This is a genomic window from Micromonospora sp. NPDC050795 (genome assembly GCF_044456785.1).
GTDB lineage: Bacteria > Actinomycetota > Actinomycetes > Mycobacteriales > Micromonosporaceae > Micromonospora.
In genome coordinates this window covers 1-2,024 of sequence record NZ_JBITGE010000097.1, presented here as the reverse complement: position 1 = coordinate 2,024, position 2,024 = coordinate 1, and the positions used below count along the sequence as shown (strand labels likewise).

Genomic DNA, 2,024 nt, shown 5'->3' with positions numbered 1-2,024 from the left:
CCCAGCAAGCGCCTTCCGTGACAGGAACATGGGACTCTCGACAAGCCCTATTTCCCAGATCAGAAGGCACTTCTTCGTTCTCAGCCCAGTCCGTGGACAGCCCATACTGAAGGGTGGCGATCAGAACGTCCGGTTGGACAGTAACGACTACTTGGGGCACCCGGCGGCGGTGGGACGACCCGTCGACATCGTCGCTGACGCCGATCGGGTACAGGTGTTTTGCGACAGCCGCCAGGTCGCCCGACACGAACGCTGCTGGGCCAAGCATCAGAGCATCACCGACCCGGTCCACCGGCAGGCCGCTGCTGAGTTGTGCATGGCCGGCCGGCAGGTGCCAGCGCCGGCAGGCACCGCGCAGGTCGAGCACCGGCGGAGTCGTGGACGCATGAGGAGTTCCTCGCCGTTCGACGAGAGGTTCCGTCGTGGGGCTGTCTCCCTTGAAGATCGAGATCCGCCGTTTTACAGTCCCGTACTTGGTGACCCGGTCCCTGGACCCCACCGGAGCAGGAAGAACCCGATGGACGATGCGCTGGAAGCCCGCGTTGAACGCCTTCGCCATTACCTTCAGCGACCGCTTCCCCGCCGCTGAAACCTCCTAACCAAGATCGCCGGAAGCACCGTTACCGAGACAGCCCCAACCTCTCGTATGTCAGCGGTGGGGTGGCGCTGATGTGCCTGGTGTCGTGGTGTGCGGTGGGGATGTGCGCGAAGGGGAGGCTGAGCGGGGACGGGTGGGGGTGGGGAAATAGCCGCGGTCCTCGCGGTTGGCGGCTCTCGGCTGTGCTGAGGCAGTAGCGGTCGACAGCCGCGCCGCGGCGGCGATGCCCGCCGATGTCGTGGTTGGGGTGCCCGCCGGTGGCGCGGTTGGGGTGGCGGCTGGTGGCATGGTTGGGGTGGGGATGTGCCAGGGGGCGATTCTGTCAGTCTTGGTGACAGTGGTGGGCGCCGATGGTGGCGGTGGCGGGTTTTCAGCGAGGTGTGGGGGCTGCCCTGGAGGGTTGAGAAGCTCGGCGATGCTCAGTACACGCCCGGGGGCGGTGCCGGTCAGGGCGGTGGGACCGGTCAGGGTGGTGGTGGTGTTCCCTGCGGGGACGGGCCGGGCAGGGACGGCTGCTGCGGGTTGCAGCCGCCATTTGCCGTCGGGGAGCGTGGTCGGGTTGTGGTGCAGGCCGTGCGCGGCCAACGCGGCGACCAACGCCGGATCCGGCGCCGCCACCCGCCCCCCGGTGGCCCCGCTGGCCCGCAGTGTCCTCACCAGTTGGCCGATGGGAACAGGGACGGTATGACCGGGCAGCGTCACTGTGGTGTTCGGCGTGATGCGGGTGCCTACCGGCAGACGGTTCAACGCCTGCGCAAAGTCCTGATCGGGCCAGGTGATTCTGGCGCCGCTAGGTAGCAGCCGCCATTTGCCGTCGGGGAGCGCGGTCGGGTTGCGGTGCAGGCCGTGCGCGGCCAACGCGGCGACCAACACCGGATCCGGCACCGCCACCCGCCCCCCGGTGGCCGAGGCGTTCCGCAGTCTGCTCACCATATTGCCGATGGGAACAGGGGCGCTATGACCAGGCAGCGTCACTGTGGTGTCGTTTGTGATGGGGGTGCCTACCGGGTGGCGGTCCAATGCCTGCGCAAAGAGCTGATCGGTCCGGGTGATTCTGTCGCCGTTGGGTAGCAGCCGCCATTTGCCGTCGGGGAGCGCGGTCGGGCGCTGGTGCAGACCGTGCGCGGCCAACGCGGAAACCAACACCGGATCCGGCGCCGCCACCCGCCCCCCGGTGGCCGAGGCGTTCCGCAGTCTGTTCACCAGTGGGCCGATGGGAACAGGGACGCTATGACCAGGCAGCGTCACTGTGGTGTCGTGCGTGATGCGGGTGCCTACCGGCAGACGGTTCAACGCCTGCGCAAAGACCTGATCGGTCCGGGTGATTCTGTCGCCGCTGGGTAGCAGCCGCCATTTGCCGTCGGGGAGCGCGGTCGGGTTGCGGTGCAGGCCGTGCGCGGCCAACGCGGCGACCAACGCCGGATCC

2 pseudogenes are annotated in these 2,024 nt (G+C 68.2%); one reads left to right on the top strand and one right to left on the bottom strand.

Annotation, left to right across the window (positions count from 1 at the left end):
• Positions 1-28: 28 nt before the first annotated feature.
• Positions 29-223 (top strand): annotated as a pseudogene (locus ACIBEF_RS32305) (Mu transposase domain-containing protein); the annotation flags it as partial.
• A 426-nt stretch (positions 224-649) separates the two neighbouring features.
• Here ACIBEF_RS32305 and ACIBEF_RS32300 read toward each other — a convergent pair.
• Positions 650-2,024, bottom strand: a pseudogene (locus ACIBEF_RS32300) (hypothetical protein); the annotation flags it as partial.